This is a genomic window from Desulfovibrio sp. ZJ200 (assembly GCF_011039095.1).
Taxonomy (GTDB): domain Bacteria; phylum Desulfobacterota; class Desulfovibrionia; order Desulfovibrionales; family Desulfovibrionaceae; genus Desulfovibrio.
This window is the reverse complement of the sequence record NZ_JAAKEH010000033.1, coordinates 23599-36023: the sequence shown is the minus strand read 5'-3', so window position 1 is coordinate 36023 and position 12425 is coordinate 23599. Positions and strand designations below refer to the sequence as shown.

The following is a 12425-nucleotide window of genomic DNA, read 5'->3' as shown; positions in this document are numbered from 1 at the left end:
GCGGTGTGTTCAATGCTGCCGTTGAGGGCAACAATGTCCACCGTGGGCTTTTGCCCACAGACGGTGCAAGCAATGTCATAGTTGGGCTCGGCTGTATTTCCGCTCATATCTACCTCGTGTTTTTTTATAGAGCAGGGGCGCGGGTCGGAGACGTCCTCGCCTTCGCATTTCACCAGTACGGCGGAGTTGGTCAGTTGCAGGATGTCGGCGTGGATGGTGATCATATCGTCATGGGACATGGGGATGCTCCTGTTTTTGGCTGCTCAAGCCTGATTCCGCGATGAACCGGGATGGACGTTCGCCGGCGCCTTCCTTACCTTCCTTTTCCGGCCTGACGGCCAGAATGAGGCGGTCTTTGGCGCGGGTGACGGCCACATACATGAGGCGGCGTTCATCCTCGATGGCCGCCGTGTCGCCTTTCGTTTCGGCGGTGAGAGCCTGCCGGCCCGGCAGAACGCCCTCATTGCATCCGGCGATGATGACGGCGGGGAACTCCAGCCCCTTGGCGGCGTGGCAGGTCATGAGCAGGATGCGCGGTTCTTCGTCCCTGGCGGGCATTTCGTCCTGCACATCCACCAGGGCCAGCCAGTCGAGGTAGTCTGTGATGGTGGCGGTGGGATATTGAGCGGCGTAGAGTTCCAGCCACTGGCAGTATTCCGGGCCGTATCCGTCCAGCGGGTCGAACTGGTATCCGTCCGAACCAAACCAGTCGAGGGCCTCGTTCACTGTGCTGCTTGCCGAGGGCATAGCTTCCAGAATGTCCGCGTTCAGGTCGTCCCGGTAGGCTTCAAAACAGGATTTTCCTTCTTCCGCAGCCCGCAGGCGGATGTTCGCGTATGCGCCCGCATCCAGGCCGAGGCCCGCATGAGCCAGCAGGAAGGCCGTTTCGTCAAAGGGATTGACGATGCACTTCAACGCCGCGTTGGCCTTGACGAAAAGCGGGCTGTGCAGGGCCGTGGCGCGCCTGCCGATCCGCTTGTGCGGCACGTCGCGGGCGGTCAGCTCCTCACTGAGTCTGTCCAGCATCCGGTTGTTGCGGCAGAGAACAACGGGAGGATACGGCCATCCATGCCGGGCGGCGAGAATATCGGCCAGTCGGGAACTGTCCGCGTTCGGAATGATTGCCAGAGCGTGGGGCGCGTCATCCCGCATGGCCCGCATGACAAGCGCCCGGTGGCTGGTGTTGTGGCGGATCAGGCAGTTTGCGGCGGATACTATGTCCGGGGCGCTGCGGTAGTTGTTGCGCAGCTCGTAGACGGTCAACGCGCCGGCATCCATCAGATGTTGCAGGTGGGCAGGAACAGCCCCGCGAAATCCGTAAATGGACTGTGAAAGGTCGCCCACGGCGTACAATTCAGCGCCGTCCGTGTGTTCCGTGATGGCTTTCAGAGCACGCCACTGCATCGGGTCCAGATCCTGGACTTCATCCACCAGCAGGTATTTCCAGTTGGTGAACTCTCTGACCTTGCCGGCTTCAGCCAGTTCCACAAGCCCGTGAATCAGCCCATAATAGGGCATGGCGTTGTTCTGACGGCAGGCAGCCTCAAATGCCTGTAACACGGGATAGTACGGGTGCGCTGTCCCGATTTTTTCTCCGCTTCGCTCCAAGACGGCAAACATGTCATCCAGGGCCTTTTTGCCGTGCTTCCATTTGCCCCTGGCGTACAGACCGAGCTGCTCGCCGCAGAGCCGGATCAGGGTGTCCGTTTCCAGCGGGGTGTAGACGGTCAGATTGCCGTAGCGCAGGCCGATGTGATGGCCGTATTTTTTCAGCAGGCCCAGACCTAGGCCGTGAAAGGTGGACACCGTGACCTTACGGGCCTCTCTGCCGACGCGGGCTTCGAGCCGCGCCCGCATTTCCCCGGCAGCGGCGCGGGTGAAGGTGGCGCAAACGATCTCATGGCCGCTCGCGCCCTGTTCCATGAGCCACGCTACGCGCTCCACCAGCGCGCGCGTCTTGCCGCTTCCGGCCCCGGCCAGTACCAGCACATTTTTTTCCCGCGCCAGCACGGCGGCCTGTTGTTCCTGGTTCAGTGCGGGGTGAGTCATCGGGCGGCCTCCACAACATGCACCGCAGTCCACCCGTCGCTGATGGAGGCCAGTTCGTGGCAGGTGCAGGCGATAATCTGCGTGTCCACATTGGACGTGGCGACGCTCTCCAGCAGCAGCCCGATTTCCTGGCCGAGTTCCGCTCCCTCAATGAGGATGACCGGATTTTTCTGCCCTTGCGGCACCAGCGCATAGGCAAGCGCGCTCTCGAACATCACACGCTGGCCGCCAGAGAGGCCCCCGTAGGGCACAACCCCGTGGCCCGGAATTTCCCAGCCAAGAAACACGTCGCCTTCATCGTCAACGCGAAATTCCGCGCGCCCGTGGGGCAGCACCTGGCCCATTTTTTCCGCAATGGCCGTGGCCGTGGCCTGCATGGCCGCCGCCTTTTTGTTGCGCAGGTCGTCCAGCGTCTTCTTTTCCGCTTCCAGCGCGGACGCCAGCTCCAACACCGCCGCGCGGTCCTTTTCCAGTTGCGTCCTGAGGCCGGCCGCGCGTTGGAAAAGGCGCTCGTCGGCCCGTAACGCATCCAGCCGAGTCCGAAGTCCGGAAACCCGCTGTTCCATGATTTGCAGTGAGCTATCCATTGACGGCCTCCTGTGCGGTCCGAAGCAATTTGATTTCACGCTTGAGCACCATCCGCGCGGCGCATCCGTCACACCCGGCCCGCTCCAGCGCGGACAAAACGCGCTCAAGAGCGAGGACTTCCGTGTTCATGGGAGGGGCTTGAACCTGCGCACCATTCTGGCGGGCGCGGGAGAGTTCCTGGCCGGAGAGCGAGAAAGGAAGGGGCGGCTGACGCCGTGCCGCTGCTTCGGTCGGTTCCCCGGCCCGTTGCTCCCTGGCTGCGCAGGCCGCGGCCTCATGCTCCAGGCGCGCCTGTTCCCGCACCATGTCGTCGCGGGCCTCCTGGTATTCCCTCTCGACCGTGGCGATTGCGGCCTGCACTTCCGGCAGGGTGCCGGAAGGTAGGTTCAAACTTGCAAGGGATTCGGTGATGCTCCGGCAGGATTGCTCCTTGCCCTTGATCGCGCTTTCGAGTTCTGAAATGCGTTCTTTGGCGCGGGTAATGGCTGCGCCAAGTCCCCGCACATCCCCTGCCGGAGGGAACAGACGGAACAATTCGTCCACCTTTTTGGCGTTGGAAAGCGCCAGAAAACCGGCCACGTCCGCGATGCTGATGCCCTGGCGGTCAAGTTCCACCTCAAAAAGATTTTTGGAAATGCGCTCTCCATCGACGCGGCAGTCACAGCTTACGGTGCCGTCCTTTTTGAGCCTGTAGACGCGCTCCAGGGTTGTGCCACCATCAATTTCAATGCCCACGGTCAGAGTATCGCCGCCGCCCACGGCCTTGAAGATTTCGGCGTTGGTACGGGCAATTCCGGTTCCGGGGAGCCCTCCTGCCGCCAGCAGGGTCAGCGCGAGGGAACGTGAGCTTTTGCCGCTCCCGACGCGCCCCATGAGCAGCGTGCGGAGCGCAAGGGGCTGGTCAAAATCCAATCCCTTGAAGCCCTGAGCAAAAATGCGGGTGATCATCGTGTCCCCCTATCCGGCGTCAAGCATGGCGCTGATGGCGCGGTTGATTTCGGCCGCGTTGCCGGGATTGACCTCCTCATCTCTCAGGCCACAGTTCGCCAGGGCATCTTCGTATTCGGCGGGAAATTCCTCGCGGGCGACCTGGAGATTTTTCCATGCCGCAAGTTCCTCCGCCGTCCAGTCCGGGGCGGGCTCTTCCCGAAGCTGTTCCCTCTCCGGCATGGGCACGGCGGGCTCTTCCATGGGGGGAGACATCACCGTTCCCGATTCCTGGCTTTCGTAGCGGTCGGGATTTTCCAGGGGGTCGGCCTCCTCATCCATATCCGCTCCGCGCACTTCGTCGGCGCCACGGGAAATGACAATGGGTTGTTGCGCTTCAGGCAGGGCTACGGGCTTGCCTTCGGTCAGTGCCTCAATAATTTGTGTGGAGGCTGCGTAACGGGCGGTATCGAAGCGGATGAGGCCGCCGTCGCTCGGAGCCCAGCAGACCACCGGCACATCCCAGACGCTGATGGGGCCGTTGGCCTGACCCGGAACCACGGCGATGCCGAACAGATGCTTGAGGGCATTGCGCTGCGCGAAAGTCTGCGCGAACTCCAGGGCCTTTTTCTTACGGTTCAAAACCTGCCCAAGAAAGCTGATGACCTCTTCGTGGGAGATCCTCATCCACAGATTGACGGCTTCATCCACACGATAGCAGGCCCAGTCTTCCGCCGGCTTCGGGGCGGGGATGGCGGCGGGCAGGAGCTTGAAAGCGTCCTTTGCCCTCTTGGCCTTGCCCACCATATCGGCCAATGCGTATGTCGCCGTGTCGAAAATCGTGGTCCGGTCGCTGACCATGGGTTGGCCGTTTTCGTTGTAGCGGAAGGCCATGGCCCGGCAATGCACCTCAATGATGGCGCCGTCCGGCCCACGGCGCACATAGGGGTTCTGCTGCTGTATGCCGTCAACGGTGACAGTGGGGGCGTTCATGACAACGGCCCCGGCCGCGTGCGCCAGCATGGAGTAGCCCGGCGCGGATATGACATAGGGCCCCCGGAAAACGGGTTGCGTCAGACCGCCGTTTTTCGCGCTCAGGCGTACCGTGCGTTTGGTAGCCTTGATGCTGCGGCCTTCCGCGTCCGTAAGTGCGAAAGCCTCGCCGTTTCCCAGGGCGATGATGTTTTTCTGATGTATCGCCGCCAGGTACCGCCCAAGGACGGCGCCGTCTTCCGGGCAGGCCGCGCGCACACGCTCAAAGGCGGCCCTGGCCTGTGCCTCAAGGGATGGCGCGGGGGCGTTGGTTCCGTTTTGCCGGTTGTTATTCATGTCTGTCTCCTTGCATGTCGCGTGTGAATGTCAGGATCTGGTTCCGAAGCCATTTGCATCGCGGGCGTTTTTCATTGTTTCCTCCTCCCGTCCCTGTACGGCGAGCGCGGGGCCGTGGACGCGCCGCTGCGGCGCTGATTGTTCCAGAGGCGGCAGTCCATGCAGAGCGTCATGCCGGGGAGGGCATCACGCTGTTTGCATCGGACGCAGATCCCGGCGGCGCGCAGGCTATGGTATCGCTCGCGCATATAGGCGCTGGCCGTGTCGCGCCGGCGCTGGGCCTCGGCCAGGCGCGCCCGGAGCGAGCGCCGGATACGATCAACAATGTCGCGTTCTGGTCTCATGTTTCCTCCCGGCCAATGCCTGCTGCCATTGACGCAACACCTGAGCCATAGTGCGGCCTGTAAAAGACTCGCGTGTACCGTCAGGCATGGGCAGCACGCCGATAATGCGGCGGCGTGCGGATCTGAAATGGGTCAGTACGGCCATGTCACAGCCTCCAGAAAATTGAGGGCCGCCAGCACCAGAGCGATGCCGACGGCCCGCAGCCAGCCGCGCGTGTTATGCCTCGGCGAGAGTTCGCGCAGCGCGGCTTCAAACATGACTGCCTCCCGTATGCTTTTCGTGCGCCCCGGCGTTCCTCCCCGGTGCGCGGCAGGTTTTCTTGGCGTGCGGCCAGAGCGGCCAGCATGTAAGCCGTGTCCGCGCTCATGCTCACGATAGGCCCGCTGTCCGCAAAGCCGTCCTGCGTGGTCAGTTGAGACAAAAAATCCCGCATTGCTGCGGGAGTGTCGAGGTTATATGTGGTTAATATGTCTCCGGCGAACGTCTCTTTATGAACGAGGATTTTCATAGATGCTCCTTCGTTGGGTAATTCTTCATCAATCCCGCCCCCGACCGGAGTCCGGGGCGGTATGATGAAGGCAGCGCAGGGCTGCCGGGTTGAGAGGGCAAACTGAGATGTCTCTATCTTGCCGCGTTATTCCAGCGTTCAAGCCGGATGTATGCGCGGCATAATTCGGACAAAGGAAATTTGTGTCCTGTTTCACGGCCTGATCCTTATGTCGTCCAGCCGTGGCGCACATCTTCTGAGTGCGCTTCCCTCCGGCCTTGCCCTGCCCCGCCCTGCCGCGCTTGTGCGTGGGTACAACGGAGCTGGTAACGGGGCCTTCTCAGGGGTCGATTGTCTGGTCTGCTCTTCCCACCTTTCCGGGCTTCTCTCGCGGTGTTCTACTGATCCACCGTGCCGCATGGGCCGTGTGTCGTTCGGGCCTCTGGAATCCTGCCCCAGGTGGTCGCCTTCCGGGCTCAGGCTTGTGGCTACTTGACCCCGTGGGGCTGTGTTCGCCGCCTTTTCCCGGTTGGCAAAGTTATAATTCCAAATGTACTCATTCTTGTCAATAAAAATATTTCCAAAAGTATTTATCTTTGATAAAAAAATCCCTGTCTTTCTTCAACGGACTATATCCTATAAAGGGGTTTGATGTGTGGATAATGATTTCTCAGCCCATGAAGGGGCTATCGGCGGAGGAAATTCGGGAACGGAGGGCGACGGTCGTCGCCAAACTGGAAGACGAGGGCCATGCGGTGGTGGATACCGTTTTCACGGACACACCGCCGGAAAACGGAAATCAGGCCCTATGGTGTCTGGGAAAGGCGCTCCAGGTGATGTCCACGGTGGATGCCGTCTATTTCATGGAGGGATGGGAAAAGGCGCGGGGATGCAGGATCGAATATGAGGCGTGTATTCTCTATGGGATAAGGGCACTGAATGCCGATATTCTTCGCCAGAAACCGTTGCTGGATTTTGTTCTGGGAAACCCGGATAGCGTTGGCAGTTTGTCTTATGGCTGTGAGGTATGCGGAAGAAAGGAAGATGTCGTCATGACTCACGATACATATTCTGTGCAATTATCATTGGAAAAAAAACTTATGATTTTTGGGGATACCCATGTTCTTTGCAAAGAGCATATCGGAAAATGTAAAAATATAACGCAAAAATTTATAACACCGTATCAGCTTTATCTATACTTGAGAGGTGTAAGAGAAAGTCACAAAATTTCACCAAACTACGCCGCATATATGCAGAAAATTTTGTGTAACTGTGTCAAAGGGTTGGAAGAGATTATTCAATATAAATAATCGTGCAACCTGACTTCTGCTTTTCTATCCTGACTACGCGCAACTTTTATTTTACCGGGCTTCGTCCGACTGTGCGTCTATTGGCTTGTTTCTGTATGCCAGAGTGTCTTGAAGCCTAGCCGAAACAGCCTCTTCAATTTCCAATTTTTTGCGCAACTCGGCGTTTTCCTTGCGTAGTGCGGCTAGTTCCTTGTTTAATTTTGCGAAATTCGGCCTTTCATCCTGTCCGCCTCTCCCTCCCGAATCAATCACAACAGACACGCCGAGAATATCCATAATCGGCCCGATTTCCCGAATATTCGGCGACCTTTGGGCCTGATTTTCCTTGTCGGTCAGCCATTTCGTAAGCGTGGACGGGTTCATGTTCACGGCCATGGCGAGTTTCCGTGCGCTACCATACAGAGAGACCCCACTCCGCAGAGCGGCCATGACATCATTTAAAAATTTGCTCATGTCCTTGATGCTACCCTTTGTACTCATTTTTGTCTTGAGGCCACTTATACTCACTTGCATTTCGTGTTTACTTTTGGCACTATCCTCCCATGAAGAACACCCCTATTGCTATCGAAGCCAGAGAGTTTCTGGCGCTGTCGGGACTTTCCGCCCGCAAGCTGGCCCTGGAAGCCGGAATTAACCCGGTTATCTTGACCCGTGTTCTTTCGGGCTCACGCCGCGATATGCGGTCAGAAAACGCGGATCGCCTTCGGGCAGCCATGAAACGGCTCTCTGATGTTGTGCCCTCAGGAGAAACATCCACTCAAAAAGGTGCGGAGTCCGCATGACCCCACTCATTCTCTGTTGCAGAGCATAAGGTGCCGTGCCGCCGACATTGCTACGGCCTGCAATTCATCGGGCGTCGGTAGCCCTGCGAGGTGGTGTATCGTCGCTAGATGATGTGCTTTGGTGCCGTAGTCCGTACCAGCGCAGAGAAGCCCTTTTTTGTGCTTCGGAGCGTGACAAGCGCAAACACACAGCAAATTTCCATGTCGTTACAGTAGGCGACAAGATAACTGGAGGGAATCACAAGATGGAAAGCCCCTCACAGAGCGTCACAAGACTCACAAACCAGGCCTGCGCACAGTATCCGGGCGGACTTCGGGCAGTCTTCGCCGCAATCCGCGAAAGGGAAGGCGACGCGGCGCGTTCGGAATCCACGTTTTATGCGGACCTGAACCCGAACCCGACAAGCCAGGGCAAATTAAAGGTCAGGGATTTCATGGCCTGCATGGAAATCACCGGCAATGTCGAACCGCTTCGGTACATGGCTTCCCTGTTTGGCTACAGCCTCGCAAACCTTGCCGGCATCACACCGGACGCGCCCACCGTGGAAGCGGAGATGCTCCAGGACTATCCCGCAGTCGTGGCTTTCCATGAGGCGGTTCAGGATTTCAAGCGCGGCGCGGTCAAGTATGAAACCGTGCTGGCCCGACTTGAGGGCGCACTGCTTGACCTCCGTCAGACTGCGGCGATGGTCCGTCGGGACAAGGACGCATAGGCATGTCTGCCTGTCATGGCCATATTCTTTGCGGGGATGCGCGAGATGTGCTCCCCACGCGGCCATACGCAGAAGCGCATTTTGCGACCTTTCCGCCGGATCTTATCCGGCCCTGCGTCCTCGCCGGATGCCCTGCGGGCGGCTTTGTCCTCGATCCTTTTTGCGGCTCCGGCACGGTAGGCCAGGTGTGTATTGAGGAAGGGCACCGCTTCATCGGCATTGAGATCAACCCCGATTATGTGGCCATGGCCGAAAACCGCATAGGCGCAGCGCGCCCACGCGGCCCCCGGCAGGTGTCTTTATGGGACGCAATGGAGGCGATGGCATGATCGCCCTTCCTGCCACTCAAACATCAAGAAGGCAACGCGCGACGCTCCGCTACCTCTCGCTTTGCAGCGGCATCGAGGCCGCATCCGTGGCGTGGCAGGCCCTCGAGTGCCGGAAGGCAAAGAAACAGGTGTAACGCCAAAAATCAGGGGCAGTATATGGATAATCGAACCAGAAAAAGACTCATGGCCCAGCACACGGCCATGTCACAAACGTACAAGGGGGGATCACAATGACCAAGGCAGAACTGATTGAAACAATCAAAAGGCAGACACCCATCGGCCAAAAGTTCACCACGGCTGACGTGGAAGCCATGCTCAAGACACTTGATCGCATCGTGGTCAGAGAACTTGTCTTGGGAGGCTGTGTGCCACTGCCCGGCATCGGGATGCTGGAAGTGAAAACCCGCAAGGCGCGCAAGGGCCGCAACCCTCGCACCGGGGCAGCAATCACCATTCCCGCCTGCAAGGTGGTGCGCCTGCGCGTGGCGGGCTCGCTCAAGAACGCGGTGAACCAGTAACACAAAAAAGCCCCGGTGGGGGAACCGGGGCCAAAGCGGGCAACTGCCCAAACAAAACTTGTGAGGTCACTATGCTAGAGCATTTTCACTTTGAAAATGCTCTGCTGACGCGAAAGCGGCAGCCGCCGCAACGCGGCGTGCATTCAGGCGAAAACCGCGTTTTTCGCCTGAATGCCACCTTTGGCTTTCATAAAAAGTCAAAGGTAATCTGCTCTAGGTTTCGTGATGAAATGTCAACCCAGGCGCAGCGTAAGTCCCCTACCTGTGCAGGCAGTCAGGCAGGATTTTTTCCATCTCCCTGATAAGATGCAGAGGGGAATACACTATCGCCCGCTCCATGTTCCAGTAAGAGGCCACAAGGGGACTTGGCGAGACGGCTACTTCATGGAGCCAGTTATGGAAGATACTGGAAAAGCCTCTGATGCCCTCCGGGCCGAATTTGTAAACGTCCACCAGACCCAGCCCATCTTTCAGCAGGCGGCTGATTTCTTCCGTGGTACGCGCCCTGAACGCCTCGACCTGCTCGATGTAGGCTTCAAACTTGTCCTTGCCCGGCTCGGGCATGGCAAGCTGCTCCGCCGCGGGCAACGCCTTGCGGGAAGAGCGCGGTCGCGGCGCGCCCTCGAATTTGCCAGTCTTGCGAATGGCCGGGAGCACCTCGGATGCTACCCAGTTGGTGAAGGCATCGGCCTCGGGCTTGTTGGAGCGGAAGGCCAGCTTGTACACGGCTGGTTCGGAGATGGCTTTAAATCCTTGACGGCCGGAAGGGGTGTTGAATTTCAACATCCTTTGCCAGCCCTTCGGGATTGCCTTGAGTGTTGCGCCACTCCACGTCAGGCCGAGGGCACGGCACACATCAACGGCGGCGAACCAAATTTCAGCGTTTTCGGTGAAGGTACGAATCTGGCGGGAATTGAAGGCGAAAACCTGGGACATGGGGAAACTCCTTTCAGCCTTTTGAGGGCCGTTTGCGGTATCCCCCAGAATAGGAGATGCCGGGCGCTCAAAACAGCGAAAGGAGCTGCGGACTATTTCCCCTCACGGGTATTGTATTTCGCCCACACCCGGCAAACAATAGCAGATTTACCCAAATTTTCCGGGTGGCAACGGAAAAAGGGCGCAAAAAAAGCCAATGCTTTCGGGTTGGCGTGGCCGCCTTTCGGTGTTTTGAGCACCGTCAGGAGCTACGCTAACCGCGCCCTGACGAAAAAGTCAAGCCGTCCTGGCGCGTCAGTCGCGCATCCCGTGGATCTGAAACCAGTAGGAATGTTCCACGTCTTCATCGTAGGGCTGGGGGCAGACGCAGTTATCCGCCGGATTCAAGGGCTTGCACCCTTCGAAAAAGGGAGGGGAAGGAATCAGCTTTTTCTCCGGCGTTTCCTCAGTAGTAAACGTCACTTTCATGTCAAAATCATCGCACTCGCAACAGCCTTCCCAGACCGCTTCGTGAGTGTAGCTTTTGCGCTCAGGGTCCAAGTCATCGGTAAAGGCACAACGCCAGAACAATGCCTTGCATTTGATCTCGTGTTCACGTCCACAGTTTTCGCAAATGACTTTCATGTGGATACCCCGTTTTCAAATTTCCAGAGCAGCATCATGCAGCTTTTTGGGCCAATATCCAAGCGGAGATTTGCCTGATGGAGTGGTTCAAATGGTTTGGAGGGGCGTCGAACGCCCCCAAGTTTCATGTCGTGGCTCGGAAGGCAAACCAGCCAATGGGTTTTGTTATCGCTGTTTGGGCAATGCTCCTCGAACGCGCGAGCGAAGCGGATGACCGCGGCAGCATCGCAGGCTTCGATTGCGAGGCGGCAGATGTGATTATGGGAATGCCCGATGGGGCGGCCTGTGACATCGTGGAGGCGATGCAGTCCAAGGGCCTCATCGAAGGAGACCGCATTTGCAAATGGGAAGAGCGGCAAGATTCAGGAGAAAAATCTGCCAGGCCGAATTCAACGCCACGAGTTCGGCGTTTTCGGGAAAGACAGCGGAACGAGGCGGAGAACAGCGAAACGCCCTGCGGCATGGATGAAACGCATGAAACACAGCGAAACGCAAATGAAACGCATGAAACACACGAAAGCGTTTCATCGCAGCTTGAAACGGCTGAAACGCCCTGCGGCATGGATGAAACGCATGAAACGGATAGAGAAGAGATAAGAGAAAATAAGAATATTAAATACCCCCCCTATGAAAGCTTAAGTAAATACCAAGACGCGCGCGTAGCACAGACCGTGCCAGAAGGGGGTGGTGTTGGAGAAGCAAGCCTTGAATTTCTCCAACTGCGGGAAGCATACGACCAATCCGGCAGGAAAGAGGCTCCACTTGCAGGCTTTGAAGAATACAAGGCTCTGAAAAAATCACGCCAATGGCCGGGCCTTGCTCAGGTTTTCCATGCGCTCGACGCCCTGTCGGGCAATGACGCGCAATGGCGGGCCGGAAAAGCTCCCGGTCTTGCAAAATTTCTCAAGGAGCAGTGGTGGCGCATGGAACCACGCTCCCGATCTTCGCCACAGGCTCCGGCATCCGCTTCCAGCCTGGCGGAAAAGAACATGAAAACCGTGCATGAGGTATTGCAGGCAGAATCGGGGGGCGCTGATGGAGGCTACTAGCCAAGAACGCAAAGCCTACGCCATTTCCGGGATAGCCGAAAACTTCGGCGTTGTTCTATCTCCTACCCTGCTGCGAATGTGGCTGCGTCTGCTTGAACGCTATACGCCGGAACAGGTTGAGACAGGAGCCGTGCGAGTCATCGGCACCTACGTTTACAAGACCATGCCGCCCTTCGCCGTTCTCCGGGAAGCAATCGAAGGCACGTCCGGCGATGGGCAGAAGGGAATCGGCCTACAGGCCAACGCCGAATGGGCATGGCAGATGGATCAGGTCTCGAAAGGCCTGCTCTACCGGCAGCCGGAGCGGGTTCACGCCACAACCGCCTGTGTGGTTCGCATGATGGGCGGCTGGGCCGCTGTAGGCGCATGGGAGGAACGGTATCTTGATTTCAAGCGCCGTGACTTCCTCGAACTCTGGACGTAGGCCCACGGCAAGGTG

The 12425-nt window shown here is 58.2% G+C and carries 17 protein-coding genes and 1 pseudogene; 8 read left to right on the top strand and 10 right to left on the bottom strand.

Going from position 1 to position 12425, the window contains the following annotated elements:
• The 7 genes from G7Y52_RS10340 to G7Y52_RS15520 form a co-directional block, all read right to left on the bottom strand.
• Positions 1–239: hypothetical protein (locus G7Y52_RS10340; RefSeq protein WP_165071416.1), on the bottom strand; the 239-nt coding region annotated here is incomplete at its 3' end.
• The gene (locus G7Y52_RS10335; protein ID WP_165071413.1) at positions 229–2049 is read right to left on the bottom strand and encodes an ATP-dependent helicase; all 1821 of its coding nucleotides are present in this window, start codon (positions 2047–2049) and stop codon (positions 229–231) included. The genes G7Y52_RS10340 and G7Y52_RS10335, both read right to left, overlap by 11 nt.
• On the bottom strand, positions 2046–2636 hold the full coding sequence (locus G7Y52_RS10330) for a hypothetical protein (protein WP_165071410.1): 591 nt from the start codon (positions 2634–2636) through the stop codon (positions 2046–2048). The genes G7Y52_RS10335 and G7Y52_RS10330 overlap by 4 nt, the downstream gene beginning before the upstream one ends.
• Positions 2629–3585, bottom strand: a complete 957-nt coding sequence (locus G7Y52_RS10325; RefSeq protein ID WP_165071407.1) for a hypothetical protein — start codon at positions 3583–3585, stop codon at positions 2629–2631. Before G7Y52_RS10325 ends, G7Y52_RS10330 begins: the two co-directional genes overlap by 8 nt.
• Positions 3586–3594: 9 nt before the next feature.
• Positions 3595–4893 (bottom strand): hypothetical protein, encoded by a 1299-nt coding sequence (locus G7Y52_RS10320; protein WP_165071404.1) that lies wholly within the window; start codon positions 4891–4893, stop codon positions 3595–3597.
• A gap of 71 nt (positions 4894–4964) precedes the next feature.
• Positions 4965–5237: a hypothetical protein gene (locus G7Y52_RS10315; protein ID WP_165071402.1), complete on the bottom strand. Its 273-nt coding sequence runs from the start codon at positions 5235–5237 to the stop codon at positions 4965–4967.
• 132 nt (positions 5238–5369) lie between these two features.
• Positions 5370–5495 carry a hypothetical protein gene (locus G7Y52_RS15520; protein WP_277424306.1) on the bottom strand — a complete coding sequence of 42 codons (126 nt, stop codon included), beginning with the start codon at positions 5493–5495 and terminating at the stop codon, positions 5370–5372.
• Between the two features lie 826 nt (positions 5496–6321).
• Here G7Y52_RS15520 and G7Y52_RS10310 point away from each other — a divergent pair.
• Entirely contained in the window at positions 6322–7035 is a 714-nt protein-coding gene (locus G7Y52_RS10310; RefSeq protein ID WP_206215263.1) for a DUF4406 domain-containing protein, read from the top strand.
• 51 nt (positions 7036–7086) lie between these two features.
• Here the strand turns inward: G7Y52_RS10310 and G7Y52_RS10305 are convergent, their stop codons facing one another.
• Entirely contained in the window at positions 7087–7488 is a 402-nt protein-coding gene (locus tag G7Y52_RS10305; RefSeq protein ID WP_206215262.1) for a hypothetical protein, read from the bottom strand.
• Positions 7489–7577: 89 nt separating this feature from the next.
• Between G7Y52_RS10305 and G7Y52_RS10300 the strand changes: the two genes are divergently transcribed.
• From G7Y52_RS10300 to G7Y52_RS10280, 5 genes and pseudogenes are all read left to right on the top strand, one after another.
• Positions 7578–7817: a hypothetical protein gene (locus G7Y52_RS10300; protein WP_165071396.1), complete on the top strand. Its 240-nt coding sequence runs from the start codon at positions 7578–7580 to the stop codon at positions 7815–7817.
• A 245-nt stretch (positions 7818–8062) separates the two neighbouring features.
• Positions 8063–8530: a hypothetical protein gene (locus G7Y52_RS10295; RefSeq protein ID WP_165071393.1), complete on the top strand. Its 468-nt coding sequence runs from the start codon at positions 8063–8065 to the stop codon at positions 8528–8530.
• Positions 8531–8532: 2 nt separating this feature from the next.
• Positions 8533–8859: a site-specific DNA-methyltransferase gene (locus tag G7Y52_RS10290; RefSeq protein ID WP_165071389.1), complete on the top strand. Its 327-nt coding sequence runs from the start codon at positions 8533–8535 to the stop codon at positions 8857–8859.
• A gap of 185 nt (positions 8860–9044) precedes the next feature.
• Positions 9045–9377 (top strand): annotated as a pseudogene (locus G7Y52_RS10285) (HU family DNA-binding protein); the annotation flags it as partial.
• A gap of 71 nt (positions 9378–9448) precedes the next feature.
• Positions 9449–9679, top strand: coding sequence for a hypothetical protein (locus tag G7Y52_RS10280; protein ID WP_165071382.1), 231 nt, complete (start codon positions 9449–9451; stop codon positions 9677–9679).
• Here the strand turns inward: G7Y52_RS10280 and G7Y52_RS10275 are convergent.
• Entirely contained in the window at positions 9636–10313 is a 678-nt protein-coding gene (locus tag G7Y52_RS10275; RefSeq protein ID WP_165071377.1) for a BRO family protein, read from the bottom strand. The genes G7Y52_RS10280 and G7Y52_RS10275 overlap by 44 nt on opposite strands.
• 294 nt (positions 10314–10607) lie before the next feature.
• Entirely contained in the window at positions 10608–10937 is a 330-nt protein-coding gene (locus tag G7Y52_RS10270; RefSeq protein WP_165071375.1) for a hypothetical protein, read from the bottom strand.
• Between the two features lie 77 nt (positions 10938–11014).
• On the opposite strand from G7Y52_RS10270, the gene G7Y52_RS10265 reads away from it, so the two are divergent.
• Positions 11015–11986 carry a hypothetical protein gene (locus G7Y52_RS10265; RefSeq protein ID WP_165071373.1) on the top strand — a complete coding sequence of 324 codons (972 nt, stop codon included), beginning with the start codon at positions 11015–11017 and terminating at the stop codon, positions 11984–11986.
• A complete protein-coding gene (locus G7Y52_RS10260) occupies positions 11973–12410 on the top strand; it encodes a hypothetical protein (RefSeq protein WP_165071371.1) in 438 nt (145 codons plus the stop codon). Before G7Y52_RS10265 ends, G7Y52_RS10260 begins: the two co-directional genes overlap by 14 nt.
• Positions 12411–12425: the final 15 nt, after the last annotated feature.

Bases quoted from the DNA above. Each gene is read 5' to 3' on its own strand.
- G7Y52_RS10335 (WP_165071413.1), bottom strand. From the start codon at position 2,049: ATGACTCACCCCGCACTGAACCAGGAACAACAGGCCGCCGTGCTGGCG.
- G7Y52_RS10330 (WP_165071410.1), bottom strand. From the start codon at position 2,636: ATGGATAGCTCACTGCAAATCATGGAACAGCGGGTTTCCGGACTTCGG.
- G7Y52_RS10325 (WP_165071407.1), bottom strand. From the start codon at position 3,585: ATGATCACCCGCATTTTTGCTCAGGGCTTCAAGGGATTGGATTTTGAC.
- G7Y52_RS10320 (WP_165071404.1), bottom strand. From the start codon at position 4,893: ATGAATAACAACCGGCAAAACGGAACCAACGCCCCCGCGCCATCCCTT.
- G7Y52_RS10315 (WP_165071402.1), bottom strand. From the start codon at position 5,237: ATGAGACCAGAACGCGACATTGTTGATCGTATCCGGCGCTCGCTCCGG.
- G7Y52_RS15520 (WP_277424306.1), bottom strand. From the start codon at position 5,495: ATGTTTGAAGCCGCGCTGCGCGAACTCTCGCCGAGGCATAACACGCGC.
- G7Y52_RS10305 (WP_206215262.1), bottom strand. From the start codon at position 7,488: ATGAGCAAATTTTTAAATGATGTCATGGCCGCTCTGCGGAGTGGGGTC.
- G7Y52_RS10300 (WP_165071396.1), top strand. From the start codon at position 7,578: ATGAAGAACACCCCTATTGCTATCGAAGCCAGAGAGTTTCTGGCGCTG.
- G7Y52_RS10295 (WP_165071393.1), top strand. From the start codon at position 8,063: ATGGAAAGCCCCTCACAGAGCGTCACAAGACTCACAAACCAGGCCTGC.
- G7Y52_RS10290 (WP_165071389.1), top strand. From the start codon at position 8,533: ATGTCTGCCTGTCATGGCCATATTCTTTGCGGGGATGCGCGAGATGTG.
- G7Y52_RS10280 (WP_165071382.1), top strand. From the start codon at position 9,449: ATGCTAGAGCATTTTCACTTTGAAAATGCTCTGCTGACGCGAAAGCGG.
- G7Y52_RS10275 (WP_165071377.1), bottom strand. From the start codon at position 10,313: ATGTCCCAGGTTTTCGCCTTCAATTCCCGCCAGATTCGTACCTTCACC.
- G7Y52_RS10270 (WP_165071375.1), bottom strand. From the start codon at position 10,937: ATGAAAGTCATTTGCGAAAACTGTGGACGTGAACACGAGATCAAATGC.
- G7Y52_RS10265 (WP_165071373.1), top strand. From the start codon at position 11,015: ATGGAGTGGTTCAAATGGTTTGGAGGGGCGTCGAACGCCCCCAAGTTT.
- G7Y52_RS10260 (WP_165071371.1), top strand. From the start codon at position 11,973: ATGGAGGCTACTAGCCAAGAACGCAAAGCCTACGCCATTTCCGGGATA.